Origin of the sequence: Streptomyces sp. NPDC127098 (assembly GCF_042722465.1) — a bacterium.
Classification (GTDB): Bacteria; Actinomycetota; Actinomycetes; order Streptomycetales; family Streptomycetaceae; genus Streptomyces; species Streptomyces millisiae.
Genome location: NZ_JBHXFJ010000093.1, coordinates 1 through 20,014, shown reverse-complemented (window position 1 = coordinate 20,014; position 20,014 = coordinate 1). Strand labels below are relative to the sequence as shown.

Genomic DNA, 20,014 nt, shown 5'->3' with positions numbered 1-20,014 from the left:
GCGCCGATGGCGCCGCCGGCGTCAGTCCCGCTTCAGGGCGCGCAGGATCTGCGAGGGGTCGGTGTACGACTTCCAGCGCACGATCCGGCCGTTCCGCACGGTGAGCGCCTGGATGAACTCGATCTCGAAGACGCGCCCGGTCTCCCGCACCGTGGAGCGCTCGTAGATCACGCCCATGGCCTTCTCGCCGTCCACCACGAGGTCGACCAGTTCCTCGTGGTTCACCTCGACGACGCCGCCGAAGGTCTTGAAGGTCTCCAGGACCTGGTCCCGGCCGCGGTAGGTGCCGATCCAGGCCATGGCGTCGTTGTAGCCCGGCACGATGTCGTAGTTGATCCACTCGACGTCGTCGGCCAGGCAGCCGAGCGCGGTGTCGAGGTCGCCCTCCGCCAGGGCCTTGAACCAGGTCGTCGCGACCTCTCGCGTCGTGGGGGTCATGTTGGTTCCTTCCTCTCCTTCTCTTCCCTGTCCCGCTCTCCGACGTCCGCGCCGCCGCCTAGCGCGGCCGCGGGCCGATGACCCAGTCCTGCCGGACCGTCATCGTGTGCAGGTAGCGCTCGTTGACGAAGTTCTTGTAGTCGTCCTCGATCGCGGCCTGTTGGGCCGTGGCGCGTGCCGCGCGCAGGCTCACCAGGTCGTCGAACCAGACGTGGTAGGCCGCGTCGAACGGCGGCTCGCTGATCGCGTACCAGGAGTCCCGCGTGAACGACTGGTAGTAGCGCGTGACCCCGGGCAGCCGGGTGACCAGCGGGGCGTGCGTCTCCCGGCTGTGCCGCCGGAACTCGTCGACGCTGACGCCCTCCGCGCGCTTGGCGAGGATCACGACCTTGACGCCGGGCTGCACCTGGTTCTCCGGCACCCCGGGCACCACGATCTCGGTGTCGGTGTCGAGGACCACGGACCGCCAGAACGCGGCCCAGCGGGGCTCGTCGAGCCGGGCGCCCTCCAGGAACTCGGGCGTCTGGAGCGAGGCGAGCTGCTCCTCCTCGTTCTCCAGCCAGATCTCGGCTATGCCGCTCCACAGCGGCTCGCCGTCGCCGGGCTGCGGGAGGCGGGCGTCGATGGCGTACCGCCTGATCTGGGGGATGCGGCTGGCGTACCGGACGGCGTGCACCTCGAGCCAGTACCGCTGGAACTCCTCCTCGGTCATGCCGGGCTTGGGTGCGGCGAAGATGAGCTGGTGGATCATGGGTTGACCTCCTCGGGGGTCGGCTCGGGCTCAGACCTTGTAGCGGGCGATGACGTCCTCGGCGAAGCCGGTGTAGTCCCGCAGCGGCCAGACCTCCTCGAAGTCCAGGTACTCGCGCATCGGGAGCCGCCCCAGCGCGTTCCGGTCGAGCTCCTCGGCGCTCGGGGCGTCGACGATGGCGATGACGCGCTTCTGGGCGGCCACCTTCCACAGGCCGATGCAGTAGCCGGAGTCGAGGGTCTCCTGGGCGTGCCTGGCCTCCTCCTCCTCGATCTCCCACAGTTCGTCGAGGGTGATCCGGCCCTCGTGGTTCCACTTCATCTGGACGTAGAACAGCATGGGCGTGCCTTCCTGGTGAGTGACGGTGTTCCGGGCGGTTCCCCGGGGGTGGTCGGAGGCGGGTCAGCGCGCGGTGGCGGCGGCGAGCTCGGTGACCATCGGGTGGTCGGCGCCGAAGGTCCCCACCGCGATCTCCAGCGCGGTCCTGCCGTCGTAGCCGAGCAGGTCGGTGCGGGCGCCGGCGGCCAGCAGCACCCGGGCGCACTCCTCGAAGCCGTGCCACATCGCGTCGTGCAGCGGCGTGTAGCCGTTGGTCGCGCCCTGGTAGTCGATGTCGACGCCGGGGGCCTCGACGAGGAGGGCGGTGATGTCCGCGTGCCCGTTGTAGACGGCCTTGTGCAGCGGGACCGCGCCGAAGGTCGGCTCGGTGGCGTTGACGTCGGCGCCGGCGGCCAGCAGCATCCGCACGATCTCGGTGTGGCCGTCGCGGGAGGCCACGAGCAGCGGGGTGTGCTTGTCGTTGAAGCCGTTGACGACGGGGAAGCGCTCGTCGACCTCGGCGCCGGCGGCCAGTTGCGCCCTGACGCCCTCGGCGTCCCCGGCGGTCACGGCGGCCATCAGCCGCTGTCCCTCGATCCGCCGTTCGTCGGCCGCGGTCCTGGCCTGGAGCAGCCGGTCGCCGGCCTCGAGCCGGTCCTTGCCGTGCACGTTGACGTTGAGCGCGTAGTCGACGTGCTGCCGCAGCGAGAACCCGTAGTGGGTGGGCATGTTGAGCCCGGCCTCGCGGTCCAGCAGATAGGACACGATGTCGGGCCACTTGTACCACATGGCGTCGATGACCGGCGTGTGTCCGGTGGTGGTGGCGACCGCGTCCACGAAGGCGCCGGCCTCGACGAGCACCCGGACGGTGTCCAGGTCGCCGCGCTGGACGGCCTTGTGCAGGGCGGTGCCGCCGGCCCGGTCGTCCGTGGAGTGGACGTCGCCGCCGGCCGCGACGAGCGAGCGGACCACGTCGGCGTTCCCCCGTCCCGCGGCGACCTGGAGGATCGTCAGGCCGGCCGCCGGCAGCCGGTGGTTCGGGTCGGCGCCGTACGTCAACAGCCGGTCCACCTCGTCCACGCGGCCCTCGGCGACGGCGGCCAGCAGCCGGTCGTCCAGGTCGGACCGGAACACGGCGACCTCGTCGGCGCTGTCGGAGAGCACCCGCCAGGCGCTGACCAGCCCGTCGTCGCCGACGGTCAACAACGATGAGTGGGCGAAGCCCGCCTTGGCCCCGGTGGTCCGGTGGGTGATCCGGCGGAGCGTGACCACGACCGCGCGGTCGCCCTCGGCCAGCACCTGGACCCCGCTGTCGCCGGTGTCGACGACCGCAGCCCGCCGCCGGAAGGCGTCGGCGACCGCCTCCCTGCCGCGCCACACGCCGACGTCGGGAAGCACGGCGTTCTCCTCGGTCGCGGCGAACTCGTAGATGACATCGGGGGACAGCGAGCCGATCACCGCGGCCACATTTCCGCCGGCCACCTCGGTGAATAGGCGGGTCACCACGGCACGGGTGCGCTCCGTCTCGGACATGGGTTCTCCATAAGCTGCTCGGACAGCGAATTCCATGGGTTGAGCGGGCCTGTCGCCCCCGCTACCGGGTGCCGTTCAGGCCGACGCCACGAGTAAACTCCGCTCCCCCTGACCGAGGACAGTGAGCCCGTGAATTCCAGTGATTTCTGTGCAACTTCACGGAGTATCGTTCGGATATCGATCCGGCACGCCGGGCCCGGCGTTCGCATATGCACCGGCCCGGAACGAAGATCGCCGGCCGACGTCGGGTCGCTCCAGGCCCGGGGGAAAGCCTGGAGTCCCGTACGTCGGCCGGCGACTCGTACGAGTAATCCTGCAAGCTCGATCATTCGACGGGAAGAGCCCGCCCGATACTGGTACTCCCAGTACTGGCACGGCAGATGACAGCCAGGGCTTAGATCATTTCCCCCCACCTGAGGGAGACTCCAGGCATGACCACCCAAGGACAACTGGCGGACTTTCTCCGTTCACGACGCGACCGTACCCGGCCGGAGGACCACGGCCTGCCCGCGGGGCGGCGCAGGTCACCGTGTCTGCGCCGGGCGGAGGTCGCCCAGCTCGCGGGCATCAGCGTCGACTACTACATCCGCCTCGAGCAGGGCAAGGCCGGCCGCCCCTCGCCCACCGTGCTCGACGCCCTGGCCCGGGTGATGCGGCTGAACCCGGACGAGCGGGAACACCTCTACCTGCTGGCCCGTGCCGAGAGCCCCCGGCGCACGGTGACCGTGGAGCGGGTGCGGCCCGGCGTCCACCAGTTGCTCGAGGCTCTCACCCCGACGCCGGCCTACGTGATGGGCCGGCGGATGGACGTCCTGGCCTGGAACAGCATGGGATCCGCCGTGATGGGCGTGGACTTCGACAGCCTCCGCTTACCGCAGCGCAACCTGCTCTGGCACGTGTTCTGCATGCCCGAGGCCCGCTCCCTGTACGTCGACTGGGAGACCGTGGCCCGGCAGGGCATCGCCCACCTCAGGGCCTCGGCCGGGCGCTACCCCGACGACCCCGGCATCACCGCGCTGGTCGGCGAACTCTCGGTCAAGAGCGAGGAGTTCCGCACCTGGTGGGCCAGGCACGACGTGCTGGACCGGGGCAGCGGGCGCAAGGAGTTCGACCATCCGCTGGTGGGCCGCCTGCAGCTCGACTACGAGTCCCTGCGCCTCTCCGACGGCCCCGACCAGCATCTCGTCGTCTACACGGCGCCCCCTGGCAGCCCCTCCCACCAGGCGCTCGACGAGCTCGCCAGGATCACCCTGAAAGCCGAGGACACCGCCACCAGGACCGCTACGCCGTGGGCGAAGCTCCGCCCGTTCCACAAGGCCGGAGCCCGGCGACCACGCGGTTCCGCCTGAACCATTAAGCGGAGTCCAGCAATCCGGCTGTCCTGCCCTGCTCCGGCCACTCACGCCGGACCGGGGCCAGTTCAAATCAAAACAGCCGCGCCAAGCAATTGCAGGGGCCACCATTACCACCCGCTTCACCAACCTTTGGCAACTACGTTAGGTCAAGTTTGCCGAGCCGCTGAGCGTGGTGAAGCATGAAACCGACCACGACCGAGCGAGTACGGGGTGTGACGCCATGCTTACAAATGATGTCGTTCCGAGAATCGCCCGAGATCCCATCTCCTCATATGCCAGCGAAGTGTTTCACGCTATCCCACGCGTCGATCAGCGACGTTGGGCCGAGGTCTATCTACGGGGTCTGCTGTCCGTGCCGGGCAAGAAATCAGTTCGAAAGATCGCCGAGAGCATTCTTGCGACGCCTGCCCATCAATCTCTTCAACAATTCATCAACCAGAGCCCGTGGCGCTGGAGCCCGGTCAGGGCGGTGCTCGCGCGCTACGTCCAGTCCGTGTCCCCGGCCCGGGCGTGGGTCCTGAGCCGGGTCGTCATACCGAAGCGCGGCGACCGCTCCGTGGGGGTGGGGCGCCAGTTCCTCCCCGAGGCCGGCCGGCTGGTGAACTGTCAGATCGGCCTCGCGGCCTCCTTCGTCACGGACGACGCCAGCGTCCCGGTCAACTGGCGCATCCTGCTGCCCAAGGCCTGGGAGGGCAGCGAGATCCGCGAGTCCGCCGGCATCCCCGACCACGTGGAGACCCGGCCGCAGTGGCTCGAAGCGGCGGACATGGTATGGGAGATGGCGCACCGTTGGGCGCTCTCCCCGGCACCGGTCGTGGCCGACACCCGGCATCTCGGCAGCGCGGACGGGCTGATCGCCGAGCTGGCGACCCACGACGGCCTCCCGTTCGTCCTCGAGGTCGACCACGCGCTCGCCGAGGCCGCCGGCGCCGACCGGCTCCCCAGGCCACGGCAGCAGGCCAACCTCCCGCTCCGGCCGCTCGAGTCGGTCCTCACCGCCGGCCGGGGGCTGACCGCCCTGGCCGGCCACCGGCGCCACACCGTGCCCCCGGCGACCCCCGCCGCGCGGCACACCTTCGTCCGCTCCTCGCTCGCGAAGATCCCCATGCCGGGTGGCGCGCCACCCCGCATCGCCCGGTTGCTGACCGAGATGTCCCCCGACGGCGAACCCGCCCGCTTCTGGGTCACCAACCTGATGAGCCACCGCGTCGACGACGTGATGGCGCTGGCCCGTCTCGAGGGCCGGGCCCGGGACGGCATCCAGAAGCTCGACCGGCACTTCGGCCTGCGGGACTTCGAGGGGCGCTCGTTCCGCGGCTGGCACCATCACATGACGATGGTCTCCGCCGCGTCCGTCTTCGCGCACGTGGGCTGGGACGCCCTGGCGGCCTGCGCCTGCTGACGCCTCACGGGGAGCGCCGCGGCGGGACCCCGCGGCGCTCCCGACAGGTCAGCGGGTGGTGGTGGCGGCGGTCAGGGACTCGACGGACATGCCGGGCAGCGGATCGCCGTAGACGGAGCCGACCAGGGCGGTCAGCGTGTCGCCGCGCTCGGTCTGGCGCAACAGCTCGCTGACGGCGCCGAGCAGCCGCCGCACCTCCTCCGCCGGCGGGCCGCCGCGCAGCGACCGCGCGGCGAGCTCCGAGGCCGCCACGGCGACCTCGGTGGCGAGACGGCGGGCGTCGTCCGCCGCCTCGGCCGCGTGCACCTCGAGCAACTGCCGCGGCTCCAGCAGTCGTTGGGTGAACTCGCCGCTCGCGGTCGGCGGCGACTCGGCGTTCGGCAGCGGCGGCTTGGCGCGGCGCGAGCCGGCGGACCGCCCGGAGCGCGCGACCCGCGCGGACCTGGCGGTTCGTGAAGTGGGGTTCGGGGGGACGGTGGCACGGCTGACGGACCAGACGGTCACGCAGACCATCACCACCGAGACGACGACCGCTAACACCAGCGACTGCCAGAGCATCGGGTTCATCTCGTGCTGCCTCCTGAGGCGCTCGGGAACGTGACTCCCCCGTCACCTCTGGTCTGTCCGCGCCGACCGGCGCCGAGACCGTCGCCGCCACGGCGACCGGCAGCGTGCCGAGGGCGCGCGGCCGGCCATGGCGCCGACCGCGCGCGCCCCCGGGGTCAGCGCAGCCGCGCCGCGACGGTGACGAACGAGTGCGGCGGGAGCGTGAGCCGCAGCCCGCCCTCCGCCGTCCGCGCGACGCCGTCGAACGCCCGCGCCGCCACCGCCTCGGGATCGTCCCCCGTGTTGTGCGCCTGGAGCCGGTCGGCGGTCAGCAGCCGCGCCGTCGGCTCCTCGACCCCGCCACCCCGCAGGTCCAGGGTGACCTCGGCGGCCTCCGCCGCGTCCAGGTTGGTCAGCGAGACCAGCAGTTCGCCGTCCCGGACGCTGGCCGAGGCCGACAGCGTCTCCAACTCCCGGTCCCCGACCGGGCGTCGGGTGCCGGCCGTGCGCAGGTGCACGGCGAGCGAGGTGGCGTCCTGGTGCCGCTTGTTCATCTCGAAGACGTGATAGGTCGGGGTCTTCACCAGCCGCTCGCCTTCGGTCAGGACCATCGCCTGCAGGACGTTCACGGTCTGCGCGATGTTGGCCATCACAAGACGGTCGGCGTGCCGGTGGAAGACGTCGAAGTGGGTGCTGGCCACCAGCGCGTCGCGCAGCGTGTTCTGCTGGTACAGGAAGCCCGGGTTGGTGCCCGGCTCCACGTCCCACCAGGTGCCCCACTCGTCCAGCACCAGACCCACCCGCTTGCCCGGGTCGTAGCAGTCCATCACCGCGGAGTGGCCGGCGATCAGCCGGTCCACGCGCCGGGCCGCGACCATCGTCCGGTAGTAGTCCTCGACGTCGAAGTCGGTGGCGCTGCCCTTGGCGTCCCAGGGCCCGGCCAGCGTGTAGTAGTGGAACGACAGGCCCTGGAAGAAGTTCTTCGGGGTGGCCTCGCAGCCGAAGCAGCTGATCTGCTTCATCAGCGTCTCGGTCCAGGCGTAGTCGCCGTCGGCCGCCCCGGACGCGATCCGGTACAGCTTGTTGTCGCCGTGGTCCCGGCAGTAGGTCGCGTACTGGCGGGCCAGGTCCGCGTAGTACTCGGCCCGCATGTTGCCGCCGCAACCCCAGGTCTCGTTGCCGAGCCCCCAGAACCGCACCCGCCACGGCTCCTCCCGGCCGTTCTCCCTGCGCAGCCGCACCATCGGCGAGTCGCCGTCCCGGGTGAGGTACTCCACCCACTCGCTCATCTCCTGCACCGTGCCGCTGCCCACGTTGCCGCTGATGTACGGCTCGGCGCCCAGCAGTTCGCACAGCGCCAGGAACTCGTGCGTGCCGAAGTGGTTGTTCTCCTCGACGTTGCCCCAGTGCGTGTTCACCATCCTCGGCCGGCCCTCCTTCGGGCCGATGCCGTCCTTCCAGTGGTACTCGTCGGCGAAACAGCCGCCCGGCCAACGGAGGTTGGGGATGTCCAGGGCCCGCAGCGCCTCGACGACGTCCAGCCTGATGCCGCCCTCGTTGGGGATCGGGGAGTCCTCGCCCACGTAGAAGCCCCCGTAGATACAGTGCCCCAGGTGCTCGGCGAAGTGCCCGTAGAGGTGGCGGCTGATGGTCGGGCCCTCGATGTCGAGGTTGATGATGGCGGTGGCGGTGCGCTCCGTCATGGGGAACACTCATGCCTTTCGTGATCGGTATGTTCGGCTCGGTGGTGGCTGAGGCGGTGGATAATCGGCCCATGGCGCCGAGAGTGACGATGAGCGAGGTGGCGAAGGCCGCCGGCGTCTCGGTGATGACCGTCTCCAACGTCGTCAACGGCCACCGCTACGTGAGCGAGGCCACCCGGGAGCGGGTGCTCGAGGCCATCGACCGGCTCGGCTACCGGGTCAACGTGGCGGCGCGCAACCTGCGTTCCGGCAGCACCGGGATCATCGGGCTCGCCGTGCCCGACATCGACGCGCCGTACTTCGGGCAACTCGCCGCGCTGCTGACCAGGCGCGCCACGCGCCTCGGCTACCAGATCGTGGTCGAGCAGACCGGCGCCACCCGGGAGAGCGAGCTCAGCGCGCTGACCCACTCGCGGCTGCGAATGTACGACGGGCTCATCATCAGCACCGTGGGCCTGGGCAACGAGGACGCCGAGCAGTTGCGCTCCGAGTTCCCCGTGGTGGCGCTCGGCGAGCGGATCACCGGCGCCGGCGCCCTCGACCATGTGGCGATGGCCAACGTGGCGGGCGCCGAGGCCGCCACCCGGCACCTGATCGAGCGCGGCTGCCACCGGATCGCGGTGCTCGGCGGCACGCTCGACGCCGGGGTCAACGCCGGCTCGCTGCGCACCGAGGGCTACCGGCGGGCGCTGGCGGAGGCCGGGCTGCCATGGCGCCCTGAGCTGGTGCTCGAGCGGGCGTACACCCTGGCGGGCGGCGCCGACGGGGTGCGGGCGCTGGTCGGGGCGGGCCTGGCCTTCGACGGCCTGGTGTGCATGACGGACACCCTGGCGCTCGGCGCGCTGCGGGCGCTCGCCGACCACGGCCGCTCGGTGCCGGGCGACGTGCGGGTGATCGGCTTCGACGACATCGAGCAGGCGGCGTACTCGGTGCCCTCGCTCTCCACCGTCGCGCCCGGCCACTCGGAGATGGCCGACGCGGCGCTGCGGCTGCTCACCGAGCGTATCGCCGGCCGGCGGGACGAGGGCGCGTTCGAGGAGTTCGTCGGCCCGCACCGACTGGTCGTCCGCGAGTCCACCGGCGGTTGAGCCGCCGCCCGTCCCATGGTCCGTTCCCATGCGCTCACCCCCTCCGCGCGCGTGTTGTATCGATACGGTCTTGTATCGATACAAGAAACTCGCACGCGGAACCAGGGGTGTCAAGGCTGGCGTTGCCCTGACATGCGAGCGTTCGAACGGCGGCCGGTCCAGGAGGGCGACATCGAAGGGGATCAACCGCTGCTGGTGCTCGAAGGCGTGAGCCGCAGCCACGGGGAGCGGCAGGTGCTGCGGCCGGTCGACCTGGCGCTGGCGCCGGGCGAGGCGGTGGCGCTGCTCGGGCACAACGGCTCGGGCAAGTCGACGCTGTTGCGGCTGGCCGCCGGCCGGGACCGGCCCGGCACGGGGCGGGTGCTGTTCGCCGGCGCGCCGATGGACGAGGACGACCCGGCGGTGCGCGCCCGGGTGGCCGTCGTCGGCGACGCGCTGGCCTGCTACCCGGACCTGACCGTGCGGCAGCACCTGGAGCTGGTGGCCGTCGGGCACGGGGTCCCCGACCGTGAGGCGGCCGTCGACGCGGCGCTCGCCGCGCACGGCCTCACCGAGCGGGCCGGAGCGTTGACCACCGAGCTCTCCTCGGGACAGCTCCAGGAGCTGCTGCTGGCTGCCGCGTTGCTGCGCCCGGCGGAGCTGCTGCTGCTCGACGAGCCCGAGCAGCGGCTCGACCCGGCCGCCAGGGAGCGTCTCGCGCGGGCCCTGACCGAGCGGCGCGCCGCCGGGGTGACGCTGCTGTTCGCCACCCACCACCGGGAGTTGGCGCGGGCGGTCGCGGACCGGGTGCTGCTGCTCGACAACGGCCACGTGGTGGCCGAGGGCGCGCCCGAGCGGGTGCTGTCACCGTGACGACGGCGGGGGTGGTGTCGTCGCCCGCCGGGCGGGCCGCGCTCGACTGGCTGCGGGCCAGGCGCGGCGCCGGGCGGCTGCGGCGGGCCGGCTATACCGCGTATCTCGTGACCGTGCTGTTCGGCGCCTGGGGCGGGACGTACGGCTTCGGGCTGCTGCTCTCCATCGAGCGCGGCGGCGCCTTCGTCGGGCAGGCGGACCTGATCGCGACCGGGCTGCCGTACGGGCTCGCGGCCCTGGCGCTGGCGGCGCTGGCGCTGGTCGCGGTGGACGCGCTGTGGCGCGGCCCGGTGGTGCTGCCCCGGCACGACGCGGACTGGCTGCTGCCCATGCCGGTGCCGCGCTGGCCGCTGCTGCGGCCCTGGGTGCTGCTCTCGCTCGGGGTGCTGCTGCTGGCCGGCCTGGTGGCGGGCGTCGGGGCCGCGCTGGTGCTGGCGGCGGCCGGGCTCGGCGGGCTCGGCCCGCTGCTCGTGGCCTGCTGCCTGCCGTCCTGCGGGGTGGCGCTGCTGGCCGGCGGAGCGGCGGTGGCGGTGCAACGGCTGCCGGCCGCGGCCAGGGTGGCGCGCCGGCTCGCCGTGCCGGCGCTGGGCGCGGCGGCCGGGTGCGGCTGGCTGGCCGTGGTGGCCGGGGACCGGCCGCCGCCGGCCCTCGTCGAGGACCTCGTGCTGTGGTCGGGTCCCTGGGGCTGGGCCGGCCAGCCGGCGCTGGCGGCGGCCGGCGTCGGGGCGCCCGGGTGGCCGGTGGCGGCGGCGCTGCTCGGCGGATGCGCGGTGGCGGCGTTGCTGCCGGTGCGCCGGCTGGCGGCCACGATGCCGGCGGCGACGTTGCGCGCCAGGTCGCGGGCGGTGTGGCGGGTGACGGCCGCGGCGCTGGCGTTGGAGCCACGCGCGGTCCGGCTGGCGCTGGCCGGCGCGGCCGGCGGCGGCGTGGGCTCGGCTCGGCTGGCGCGTCGGCGCCGGCGGCTGCGGCCGCCGCGCTCGCGTGGTCTGGCGGTGCCGTGGCGCGACGCGGTCGGCCTGCTGGCCGAGCCGCGCCGGCTCGGCTCGGCGACGGCGCTGCTGGTGGCGGCCGGCGTGCTGCTGAGCCCCGGGACCGCTGTGGCGACGGCGCTGGCGGCCGGTCTCGGCTACGCGGCGGCCGCCCGGCTCCTGGAACCGGCCAGGCTCGACGCGGAGGACCCGCGCCGCGCCCGGTTGTGGTGGCCGGGCTCACCGGCGGGGCTCGCGCTCCGGCACACGCTGACGCCGGGCGCGGTGCTGCTCGTTCTCGCGCTGCCGGTCGGTCTCGCCCTCGGCACCCTGCCGGCGCTGCTCGGCGCGGTGCCGGTGGTGGTGGCCGCCGGCCTTGCGGCGGCCCGGCAGGCGCCACCGCCGGTGTGGCTGCCCCCGATGGTCGCCGCCGCCTGGCGGCTGGCGGCCCCGCTGGCCGCCGTCGCCGGCCTGCCGCCGGCACTGTCGATCGCCGGCGGCTGGCTCGCCCCGGCCGCCTGCGGGCCGCTCGCCGCGGCGCTGCTGTGGTGGGCGGCACGGGCCCGCTCCGCGGGGTGACGCGGCGGGCGCTCCGCGGAGGTGACGCGCGCGACGGCAGCCGGGACGGGGCGAGGGGCCCTTTCACTGGTGGCGCGGGCTGATGGTGGTTGATCGCGCGGTTCCCCGCGCCCCTCACCGGGCACTGCCGCGCGGAGCGCTCGGGTCGAAGGTCGCCGGAGGGTGCTGTCTAGGCTGGGTGCCATGGCCAGTGCCTCCTCCGCCCCGTCCCGCGACCGTCGGCGTGCCGAGCTGCGTGAGTTCCTGCGCAGTCGCCGGGCCCGGGTCTCGCCCGAGGACGTCGGGCTGCCGGCGGGGGGCGGGCGGCGGCGTACGCCGGGGCTGCGGCGTGAGGAGGTCGCGGTGCTCGCCGGGGTCGGGGTGTCCTGGTACACGTGGTTGGAGCAGGGGCGCGACATCCGGGTGTCGGCGGAGGTCGTCGACGCGGTCGCGCGGGCGCTGCTGCTCGACCCGGCCGAGCACGCGCACCTGTACCGGCTGGTCGGCCTCACCCCGCCGCAGGTCGTCGCCGGTCCTTCCGTGCCGGCCCCGCCGCACGTGCGGCGGCTGCTGGACGCCTGGTCGCCGCGGCCCGGCTACATCCGGGACCGCCACTGGAACTTCACCGACATCAACGACGCGGCCCGCGCCGTCTTCGGCTACGGCGAGCGCGACCACAACTGCCTGGTCTCCTTCTTCAGCAACGTCCGCTACCGGGTCCTGCACCGGCACTGGGGCGACACCGCCCCGGACGTGGTCGCCGGCTTCCGCGCGGACGCCGCGCGCTACCCCGGGGACCCGGAGTTCGACCGCATCGCCACGGAACTGGCCAGGACCAGCCCGGAGTTCGCCGAGCTGTGGGAGCGCCACGACGTCGCCGAGCACACCAGCGCGGTGAAGGCGGTCGACCATCCGGACGTCGGGACGCTGGTCTTCGACGCGACCCTGCTGCCGCTGCCCGACCTGCCGGGGCACCACCTGATCCTGCACAACCCGCGCCCGGGCACCGACACCGAGGAGCGGTTGGCGCGGCTCATGGGCCGGGGCAGCCTGGTGGTGACACACCCAGGATGAGCCGACACTGCCGGTCCGCGTGACGGCCGCGCAGGATCACTGCCATGAACAGCGACAACACGCGGATGAGGGCAGTCGTCATTCCGGAGTTCGGCGAGGCCGAGGTGCTCCGGGTCGAGCGGATGCCGGTCCCCGAGCCGGGTCCTGGGGAGGTCGCGATCGACGTGGCGCACGCGGGCGCCAACTTCGCCGAGGTGCTCTACCGGCGGGGCGTGGTGGACGTGCCGCTGCCCTTCGTGCCGGGCATCGAGGTCGCGGGACACGTGCGGGCGGTCGGCAAGGGCGTCACCGGCCTGGCCGTCGGCCAGCCGGTGGCCGCGCTGACCATCGTCGGCAGCGGCGGCTACGCCGAGGTGGTGGTCACCTCGGCCGCCCTGGTCGCCCCGCTGGACGGACTCGACCTCGGCCTCGACGTCGCCGCGGCGCTGCCGTCCAACAGCACCACGGCCTTCCTCGTCCTGGAGCGGGTGGCGCGCCTGGCGCCGGGAGAGCGGGTCCTGGTGCATGCCGCGGCGGGCGGCGTGGGCAGCCAGCTCGGGCAGGTGGCCCGGCTGCTGGGTGCCGGCCGGGTGGTCGGAACGGTCGGCGGCGAGGCGAAGATCGAGACCGCCAGGGGCTTCGGCTACGACGAGGTGATCCTGCGCGACCGGCTAGCCGAGGCCGGCGAGTTCGACGTCGTGGTCGACATGGTCGGCGGCCCGGCGCGTGCGGCTAGCCTGGAGCGGCTGGCCCCCATGGGGCGGCTGGTGGTGATGGGGAACGCCTCGGGCGCCGAGGACGTCGGCCTCCCCGCCAACCACCTGTGGTTCACCAACCGGACCGTCTCGGGCTTCAATCTCGCCGCGTTCTCCGCCGCCTTCCCGGAGGAGGCCGGGCGCGCCCTGCGCCGCGCGGTGCGGGCCGCGGCGGACGGGACGCTGCGGGTGCGGGTCGAGACCCTGCCGTTGGAGCTGGCCGCGGACGCCCACCGCCGCATCGAGTCCGGGCGGACCACCGGAAAGCTGGTCCTCGACGTCGCGGCGTCCTGAGCGAGCGGTCGCGACGCGACCGGTTTCGCCGCCACGAGCACGCGGGAGCGAAGGCGCGGCGCGCGGCGGCACGGATGTCCCGCCGGTGAGCGCGCCCAGCCGCCGGGGACGGCGCCGTGCCCGGCGGGCGACGGCGCGGCTCCGCCGCCGGAGGCGGCCGGGCCCCACGGTCACCCCCGCGCCACCGCTCGGCGCGCGGCGCCCGGCGCCCGGCGGGCAACGGAAACCCCCACGGCGGCCCGGCGCGCCCCAGAAGCGCGAGAGCCGCTGCCTGTCCGTGGCCTCCCCCGCGCCACGGCGGGGTTCGTTCAGTCGGCGAGGCCGCGCAGGAGTATGGCGAGGCCGCCGAAGAACTCGGCGTCCGGGGTGACGTCGCGGGCGTGCCGCGCGGTGTCGGCCAGGCGCGGGAAGTCGGCGGGCGGCAGCGCGGCGATCGTGGTGGTGCCGGGTCCCGCCAGGGGGCCGAGGTGTTCGAGTTGGAGCGCCCCGATGACGTAGCCGAGCAGCGCGCGGAGCGCGATCACGCGGCGGGTGCCGTCGAAGCCGGCCTCGTCGAGGATGGTGAGCACCGTCTCCGACCAGCGCAGCACGCCGAGCGAGCGGTGTCGGTGGGTCACCGTCAGCGGGAGGACGGCAGGGCGGGCGCTCACCGCGACCCGCAGCCGCCGCACCATCTCCTCGACGCGCTCGCGCCACGGCGTGTCGTCCGGCGGCGGGGCGGTGTCGACGGAGTCGAGCAGTGACTCGACGAGGAGCCGTTCCAGCGTCTCGCGGTCGGCGACATAGCGGTACAGGCCCATGGTGCTCATGCCGAGCTCCTTGGCGACCGCGCGCATCGAGAGGCCGGCCAGCCCTTCGCGGTCGACGACGGTGAGGGCGGCTGCGACCAGTCGGTCCTGGGTGAGGGTGCGTGGGCGGGGCATGGCGGTTGACAGCGTACGGCACACGCCTACAAGCTGTAGGCGTGCATCGTACGCTAACGAACAAGAAGACGCCCGGTGACCACGTCGCCCGGCGCGACCTCCGAACCGTCCGGGGCGAGGCCGTGGCCGTGCCCGCCGAGGACCGACTGGTCCACCTCCAGTTCCGGCGCTTCGCCGGCTGCCCCGTCTGCAACCTGCACCTGCGGTCCGTGGCGCGGCGGCACGCCGAGATCGAGGCGGCGGGCGTCCGGGAGGTGGTGGTGTTCCACTCCCCCGCCGAGGAGCTGCTGCCGCACGCCGTCGACCTGCCGTTCGCGGTCGTCGCCGACCCGGCGAGGCGGCTGTACGTCGAGTTCGGCGTGGAGTCCGCGCGTCGCGCGCTGCTCGACCCGCGGGCCTGGTGGCCGATCGCGCGCTCCCTGGCCACCGGCGTCTGGGCGGTCCTGCGCGGCCGGGAGCGGCTGCCGGCCCGACGGCAGCCGAACGGCCGCCTCGGCCTGCCCGCCGACCTGCTGATCGCGGGTGACGGCCGCGTCCTCGCCGTCAGATACGGAGAGCACGCCTACGACCAGTGGTCGGTCGACGAGCTCCTCGAACTGGCGCGCGGCGCGGCGTAGTCAAACTTGACTACACTGCCCGCATGGCCGAGAAGACGATTCCGATCCTGCCCTGCCAGACACTCCAGCCGGTGCTTGACTTCTACACCGCCCTCGGGTTCGAGGTCACCTACCGACAGCGCAGCCCCAACCCGTACGCCGTCGTCGAACGCGGCGGCATCGAACTGCAGTTCTTCGGACTCAAGCAGTACGACCCGGCGGCCTCGGTCAGCACCCTCTACGTGGTGACGGACGACGTGGACGCGCTGCACGACGCGTTCCGCGCCGGCCTGAAGGCCGCGTACGGCCGGGTCCCCACCCGGGGCCTGCCACGGATCGGGCAGGTGAAGGACATGTCGTACGGCGTCCGGCAGTTCCTGCTGACCGACCCCGGCGGCAACTGCCTGCGGATCGGGCAGCCGACCAGCGAGGACCCGAGCCACCGGCCGGCGCCGAAGGAGACCTTCGCGCGGGCGCTGCACCACGCCACCCTCTTCGCGGACTCCAAGGACGACCCGGCCGGCGCCGCGCGGATCCTCGACCGGGCGCTTGGGCTGACGGAGGAGCGGCCCACGCCCACCCAGTTGCTGCGGCTGCTGGTGCTGCGCGCCGAGGTCGCCGGCCGGCTCGGGGACGACGACGCGGCGGCCGCCTTCCTGGACCGGGCGGCGGCCGTCGACCTCACGGCCGCCGAACGGGACGAGGTCGCCGACGAGTTGACGCGGCTCGCGGAGCCGCGGGACTGACACCGGCCGAAATCGGGTTGCCGGCGGCCGGTGGCGGCGTGATGATCGCGCGGTGGCCAGGACCAGGATGCACGCCGACGAGATCACGACCGACCCGCAGTTGGTGCGCCGGCTGCTCGCCGGGCAGTTCCCCGAGTGGGCCGACCTGCCGGTCCTGCAGGTCGAGTCGTACGGCACCGACCACGACATCTACCGGGTCGGGGACCGGCTCTCGGTGCGGCTGCCGCGCATCGGCTGGGCGGAGTCCCAGGCGGCCAGGGAGGCCGAGTGGCTGCCGCGTCTTGCGCCGCACCTGCCACTGGCCGTGCCCGGGCCGCTGGGTCTCGGGCGACCGGCCGAGGGCTATCCGTTCGCCTGGTCGGTGCACGAGTGGCTGCCCGGCGAGAACGCCAACGGCACCCTCCACGACCTGGAGTCGGCCGCCGTCGACCTGGCCGGCTTCGTCCGCGCGCTGCGCCGCGTGGACACCTCCGGCGCCCACCCGCGCCCCCGCGGTGCCCGGGGCGCGCCGCTGGCCGAGCTCGACGCGTCGGTCCGCCGCGCCGTCACCGACCTGGGCGACCGGATCGACGGCCCCGCCACGCTGCGTTCCTGGGCGGAGTCCCTGGCCGCCCCGGCCTGGACGGACGACGGGGTGTGGGTCCACGGCGACCTGCTGCCGGGCAACCTGCTGGTGGTCGACGGCCGGCTGTCGGCCGTCATCGACTTCGGCGGCCTGAACGTCGGCGACCCGGCGTGCGACCTCCAGCCGGCGTGGAACGTCTTCGCGGGCGCCAGCCGCGACCGCTTCCGCGCCGAGCTGGCCGCCGACGACGCCACCTGGCTGCGCGGCCGCGGCTGGGCGCTGGCCCAGGCGGTCATCGCCATGCCGTACTACTGGGACACCAACCCCGGCATGATCCGCCAGACCTCCCACGCGCTCCGGCAGGTCCTGGCGGACGGCACGGACACGCCCGTGCTGCGCCGCGCGGAACCCCACGAGGCGGACGCGCTCACGGCGCTGACCCACCGCTCGAAGGCCCACTGGGGCTACCCGCGGGACGTGCTCGACCGGTGGCGGGACCTGCTGACGATCACCGCAGGGACGATCCGTGCCGACCACGTGGTGGTCGCCGAGCGGGCCGGCGTCCTGCTCGGCTACTACCGGCTGCACGGCGCGGCGCCGGACGGCGAGTTGGCCGACCTGTTCCTCGACCCGCCGGTCATCGGCACCGGGCTCGGCCGCACGCTGTGGGAGCACGCGGTGGCCACCGCCCGCGAGCGCGGCTTCCGCACCCTGACCTGGGAGTCGGACCCGAACGCCGAGCCGTTCTACCGCCACCTCGGCGCCGAGCGGATCGGCGGCCGCGAGGTGGCGCCGGGACGGGTGCTGCCGATCATGCGGACCGTCCTCGCCCATCCCTGAGCAAGGGCGGTGGCTCACCCGGACGAACCGGCCATGGTCAGCGATCCGTGCTGATCGAGGGTGACCGCCGATGCGCACATATGGCGACAAACGCATGCGCTCTGACGTCGACAGTCACCTTTCGATCCATCTTGTCGATCGAGTCGCGAGGAAGCCGACGTGACCGCTCGACACCCGGTCCTCGACGGCAAATGTCCGGATTCACGGCTTCAACCCGTTCCGCTCCGACGGCACGATAAGCCCCGTCCTGGTGACCGCCGTTCCCCACGAGCGGCGGCCGAACACAAGGGGGGACAACCGTGAAGTTCCGTAAGTTCATGGCAATGGTGGCTGCCGTTGTCGCGCTGCTCGCCGGCCAGTTGCTGGTCGGCAGCGCGTCGGCGGCTCCCGCCTCCGACTACGCCGCACAGGCTCACGCGGCCGGGCTGACCGCCACCCAGGCGGACGCCCTTCAGGATCGGGTCGACGACTTCCTGGCGAGCCACCCCGCCGCGCGGCAGATCGCGGCGGACCGGCTCGCGATCCCGGGGGGCGCCGTCACCCTGGACGTCCCGGGCACCGACGTCGGCGTCACGGCGATCAGCTGTTCGTCGGGCTGGCTGTGCATCCGCGACGGATACGGCGACCGCTACGACTACTACTACTGCGGTCTCTACGAGTTCTGGGGGATCGGGAACGGAGAGTTCAACAACAACCAGTCCTCCGGGACCGTGGCCCGCTTCTACAACGAGAACGGCAGCCTCCGCTGGACGAACACCGCCAAGGACACCGGCACCGCCTCGTGGACGCCGGTCTGGTTCGTCCGACCGTGCTGACCCGCTAGGTCCATCACCCACGGCTCCGCGTTCCGCCGACCTTCGGGCGGGGCGCGGGGCCGTGCGCCGTCCGTCCCTTCGGGTGACCGGATCGGTCCGGAGGCGGCCCGGTTCATGCCTGCCGGGGTGGCGTCCGCGCTGGCCAGACTGGGTGGCATGAAGCGAGCGTTGATCGTCATCGATGTCCAGGAGTCCTTCCGCGCCAGGCCGGAGTGGGACCGGATCGCCGACCCCCGGATCGCGGAGTCCGTCAACCGGCTGCTCGCCCTCGCGCGGGCCGCCGGCGACCTGGTGGTGTGGGTGTTGCACACCGAGCCGGGCAGCGGCAACGCGTTCGACCCGGCCGAGGGGCACGTGCGGCCGTTGGCCGAGCTGGCGGGGCCCGAGGCGGGCGAGCCGGTGCTGTACAAGACCTCGCACAACGCCTTCACCACCACCCACCTCCAGCAGCTGCTCACCGTGGCCGGCGTCGGCGAGCTCGTGGTGTGCGGGATCCGCACCGAGCAGTGCGTGGAGACCACGGCGCGGGTCGGCAGCGACCTCGGCTACCGGGTGGTGTTCGTGGCCGACGCCACCACGACCGAGCCGCGCGGCGGGCTGACCGCCGAGGAGATCGTGGAGCGCACGGTGGTGGTGCTGCGGGACCGGTTCGCCGAGGTCTCCACGGTCGCCGATCTCGAGGCGGCGGCCGGGCTGGCAGCATCGAGTGCGTGAGATCCGTCGTCTTCGTCCTGCTGCCCGGCGTGCACCTGCTCGACCTGGCCGGCCCGGCCCAGGTGTTCGGCACGGCGGCGGACCACGGGCACCCCTACCGGCTCCGCTACGTCGGTGAGCGCGAGACCGTGCCGAGCGCCCAGGGCCTGCCGCTGACCGCCGAGACGACGTGGCCGGCGCTCGACCCCGCCGACCTGGTGGTGGTGCCCGGCTGGCGGTCCCCCACGGCCCGGGGCGGGCCCCGGCTGGGCGAGGCGTGGGAGGCCCGGCTGCGCGCGCACCACGCGGCCGGCGGCACGGTCGCCAGCGTCTGCTCGGGCGCCCAGGCGCTCGGCAGGGCCGGGCTGCTCGACGGGCGTCGGTTCACCACGCACCACGAGCTCCAGGACGAGCTGGCCGCCCGGCACCGGCGCGCCACGCTGGTGCGGGACGTGCTGTTCGTGACGGACGACCGGGTGGTGACCTCCGCCGGCATCGCCAGCGGCATCGACCTGGCGCTCCACCTGCTCGCCGCCCGGCACGGCCCGGCACTCGCCGCGCGGGTGGCCCGCGCCATGGTGGTCTACGCCCGCCGCAACGGGCACGAGCCGCAGGCCAGCGCGATGCTGCGACACCGCTCGCACCTGGACGACACGGTGCACCGGGTCCAGGACCTCATCGACGCGCGGTTCGCCGAGCCGCTGCCGTTGGCCACGCTGGCGACGGCGGCCGGCGTCAGCGAGCGCACCCTGACCCGCGTCTTCGCCCGCGCCACGGGCGGACTGACCCCGCTGCGCTACCAGCAGCGCCTCCGTCTGGAGCGCGCCGAGCACCTGATCGGCCAGGGCGCCACAGTGGAGACGGCCGCCCGCACGGTCGGCTTCGACGACGCCCGCATGCTGCGGAGGCTGCGCGCCAGGCGTTAGGCGGCGCGACGCGGCCGCTGGCGGCCGCGCCCCACAGGCCCGCCAGGGACGGGCCCGAGCCACCCGCGTGCCCCGGGCCGGGGCGGGAGCGTCTCGCCCCGGCCCCGGCCGGGGCGAGCAAGCCGGCGTACCCGGCCCCCGACCGCACCGGACACTCCCCGGCGGCGGAGCCGTCCATGGTCCGCGGGCGGCCGAGCCGCCCGGGGCCGCCGGGCAGGGGCGCCCCGACGGCCCAGCCCCCTCGTATGTCCTCCGTCCTCCCGACCTCACTTCTCCCCTGGCCGCCGTACCCGGCC

General features: G+C 73.6%; 20 protein-coding genes. 13 read left to right on the top strand and 7 right to left on the bottom strand.

What is annotated here, in order from left to right; genetic code table 11:
* Positions 1-21: 21 nt before the first annotated feature.
* The 4 genes from ACFWI8_RS33955 to ACFWI8_RS33940 form a co-directional block, all read right to left on the bottom strand.
* Positions 22-438, bottom strand: coding sequence for a nuclear transport factor 2 family protein (locus tag ACFWI8_RS33955; protein WP_387099431.1), 417 nt, complete (start codon positions 436-438; stop codon positions 22-24).
* Positions 439-496: 58 nt separating this feature from the next.
* A complete protein-coding gene (locus ACFWI8_RS33950; RefSeq protein ID WP_387099429.1) occupies positions 497-1,189 on the bottom strand; it encodes an EthD family reductase in 693 nt (230 codons plus the stop codon).
* Positions 1,190-1,219: 30 nt separating this feature from the next.
* Positions 1,220-1,528 (bottom strand): muconolactone Delta-isomerase family protein, encoded by a 309-nt coding sequence (locus ACFWI8_RS33945; protein ID WP_132819402.1) that lies wholly within the window; start codon positions 1,526-1,528, stop codon positions 1,220-1,222.
* 63 nt (positions 1,529-1,591) lie between these two features.
* A complete protein-coding gene (locus tag ACFWI8_RS33940) occupies positions 1,592-3,040 on the bottom strand; it encodes an ankyrin repeat domain-containing protein (protein WP_387099427.1) in 1,449 nt (482 codons plus the stop codon).
* Positions 3,041-3,471: 431 nt separating this feature from the next.
* On the opposite strand from ACFWI8_RS33940, the gene ACFWI8_RS33935 reads away from it, so the two are divergent.
* A complete protein-coding gene (locus ACFWI8_RS33935; RefSeq protein WP_387099425.1) occupies positions 3,472-4,389 on the top strand; it encodes a helix-turn-helix transcriptional regulator in 918 nt (305 codons plus the stop codon).
* Positions 4,390-4,615: 226 nt separating this feature from the next.
* Positions 4,616-5,797 (top strand): IS701 family transposase, encoded by a 1,182-nt coding sequence (locus ACFWI8_RS33930; protein WP_387099423.1) that lies wholly within the window; start codon positions 4,616-4,618, stop codon positions 5,795-5,797.
* 48 nt (positions 5,798-5,845) lie between these two features.
* On the opposite strand, the gene ACFWI8_RS33925 is transcribed toward ACFWI8_RS33930, so the two are convergent.
* Positions 5,846-6,364, bottom strand: coding sequence for a hypothetical protein (locus ACFWI8_RS33925; protein ID WP_387099421.1), 519 nt, complete (start codon positions 6,362-6,364; stop codon positions 5,846-5,848).
* A gap of 155 nt (positions 6,365-6,519) precedes the next feature.
* Complete coding sequence (locus ACFWI8_RS33920; RefSeq protein WP_387099419.1) at positions 6,520-8,046, bottom strand: alpha-N-arabinofuranosidase; 1,527 nt, start codon at positions 8,044-8,046, stop codon at positions 6,520-6,522.
* A gap of 71 nt (positions 8,047-8,117) precedes the next feature.
* On the opposite strand from ACFWI8_RS33920, the gene ACFWI8_RS33915 reads away from it, so the two are divergent.
* The 5 genes from ACFWI8_RS33915 to ACFWI8_RS33895 all read left to right on the top strand — a co-directional run bounded on the left by ACFWI8_RS33915 (position 8,118) and on the right by ACFWI8_RS33895 (position 13,614).
* Positions 8,118-9,134: a LacI family DNA-binding transcriptional regulator gene (locus tag ACFWI8_RS33915; RefSeq protein ID WP_387099417.1), complete on the top strand. Its 1,017-nt coding sequence runs from the start codon at positions 8,118-8,120 to the stop codon at positions 9,132-9,134.
* Positions 9,135-9,266: 132 nt separating this feature from the next.
* Positions 9,267-9,986, top strand: coding sequence for an ATP-binding cassette domain-containing protein (locus ACFWI8_RS33910; RefSeq protein WP_387099415.1), 720 nt, complete (start codon positions 9,267-9,269; stop codon positions 9,984-9,986).
* Positions 9,983-11,533: a hypothetical protein gene (locus tag ACFWI8_RS33905; protein WP_387099413.1), complete on the top strand. Its 1,551-nt coding sequence runs from the start codon at positions 9,983-9,985 to the stop codon at positions 11,531-11,533. Before ACFWI8_RS33910 ends, ACFWI8_RS33905 begins: the two co-directional genes overlap by 4 nt.
* Positions 11,534-11,716: 183 nt before the next feature.
* Complete coding sequence (locus tag ACFWI8_RS33900) at positions 11,717-12,586, top strand: helix-turn-helix transcriptional regulator (protein WP_387099411.1); 870 nt, start codon at positions 11,717-11,719, stop codon at positions 12,584-12,586.
* A 44-nt stretch (positions 12,587-12,630) separates the two neighbouring features.
* Entirely contained in the window at positions 12,631-13,614 is a 984-nt protein-coding gene (locus tag ACFWI8_RS33895; RefSeq protein WP_387099409.1) for a zinc-binding alcohol dehydrogenase family protein, read from the top strand.
* Between the two features lie 308 nt (positions 13,615-13,922).
* Here ACFWI8_RS33895 and ACFWI8_RS33890 read toward each other — a convergent pair whose 3' ends face one another.
* Positions 13,923-14,537, bottom strand: a complete 615-nt coding sequence (locus ACFWI8_RS33890) for a TetR/AcrR family transcriptional regulator (RefSeq protein ID WP_387099407.1) — start codon at positions 14,535-14,537, stop codon at positions 13,923-13,925.
* Between the two features lie 41 nt (positions 14,538-14,578).
* On the opposite strand from ACFWI8_RS33890, the gene ACFWI8_RS33885 reads away from it, so the two are divergent.
* From ACFWI8_RS33885 to ACFWI8_RS33860, 6 genes are all read left to right on the top strand, one after another.
* Entirely contained in the window at positions 14,579-15,154 is a 576-nt protein-coding gene (locus ACFWI8_RS33885) for a peroxiredoxin-like family protein (protein WP_387099405.1), read from the top strand.
* A gap of 23 nt (positions 15,155-15,177) precedes the next feature.
* A complete protein-coding gene (locus tag ACFWI8_RS33880) occupies positions 15,178-15,879 on the top strand; it encodes a bleomycin resistance protein (protein WP_387099403.1) in 702 nt (233 codons plus the stop codon).
* 52 nt (positions 15,880-15,931) lie between these two features.
* On the top strand, positions 15,932-17,284 hold the full coding sequence (locus ACFWI8_RS33875; protein WP_387099401.1) for a GNAT family N-acetyltransferase: 1,353 nt from the start codon (positions 15,932-15,934) through the stop codon (positions 17,282-17,284).
* A gap of 323 nt (positions 17,285-17,607) precedes the next feature.
* Positions 17,608-18,099: a hypothetical protein gene (locus ACFWI8_RS33870; protein WP_387099399.1), complete on the top strand. Its 492-nt coding sequence runs from the start codon at positions 17,608-17,610 to the stop codon at positions 18,097-18,099.
* A gap of 156 nt (positions 18,100-18,255) precedes the next feature.
* Complete coding sequence (locus ACFWI8_RS33865; RefSeq protein WP_387099397.1) at positions 18,256-18,813, top strand: cysteine hydrolase family protein; 558 nt, start codon at positions 18,256-18,258, stop codon at positions 18,811-18,813.
* Positions 18,810-19,718, top strand: coding sequence for a GlxA family transcriptional regulator (locus tag ACFWI8_RS33860; protein ID WP_387099395.1), 909 nt, complete (start codon positions 18,810-18,812; stop codon positions 19,716-19,718). Before ACFWI8_RS33865 ends, ACFWI8_RS33860 begins: the two co-directional genes overlap by 4 nt.
* Positions 19,719-20,014 lie beyond the last annotated feature (296 nt).